Origin of the sequence: Paraburkholderia phenoliruptrix, from assembly GCF_019511605.1 — a bacterium.
GTDB lineage: Bacteria > Pseudomonadota > Gammaproteobacteria > Burkholderiales > Burkholderiaceae > Paraburkholderia > Paraburkholderia phenoliruptrix_A.
This window is the reverse complement of the sequence record NZ_JAEUAV010000068.1, coordinates 1-634: the sequence shown is the minus strand read 5'-3', so window position 1 is coordinate 634 and position 634 is coordinate 1. Positions and strand designations below refer to the sequence as shown.

Sequence of the window (634 nt, the reverse complement as noted above, 5' to 3'; positions counted from 1 at the left end):
GGCAGCGCCTCGCCGCCCACCGTCACCTGGCGCAGGGCAAGCTGCGCGCGCGGCGGGGCATGACGCTGCCACTGCTGCCACAGCGCCGTCGGAATCCGCGCGAACGTCACGCGCCGCGTGACCAGCCTCTCGTTCAGGCTCTGCAGATCCCACGGCTGCACGCCGCGCATCTCCACCGTCGCGCCGCGCAGCAGCGCGGGCAGCGTCTCGTGCAGCGCGACGTCGAAGTTGATCGTCGACGAGTGCAGCACCGTGTCGTCTTCATTGATGCCGTACGTTGCGAGGAAGTCCTGCAGGTGCGTCCACAACGCGCCGTGGCTCACGCCCACACCCTTGGGCCGCCCCGTCGAGCCCGAGGTGTACAGCACATAGGCCAGTTGATCCGGATGCAGGTCGATGTCGGTATAGGCGATTGACTGCGGCGTCTGCGCGCCGGACGCTGCATCACCCACCTCCACCACCTCGCACCCTGCCAGCACATCGGCAACCCGCCCGGCGCTATCGCTATCCGCGACCACCTGCACGATGCCGGCATCGTCGATCATCTGCACCAGCCGGGTGGCCGGATAGTCCGGATCGAGCGGCACGAATGCACCGCCCGCGCGAATGATCCCAAGCAGCGCCGCGATCAGCG

1 protein-coding gene is annotated in these 634 nt (G+C 68.6%); it reads right to left on the bottom strand.

Annotated features, from left to right (window positions below; all coding sequences use genetic code 11):
- The coding region (locus JNB89_RS30785; RefSeq protein WP_220364732.1) for an AMP-binding protein at positions 1-634 on the bottom strand (634 nt) is incomplete at both ends.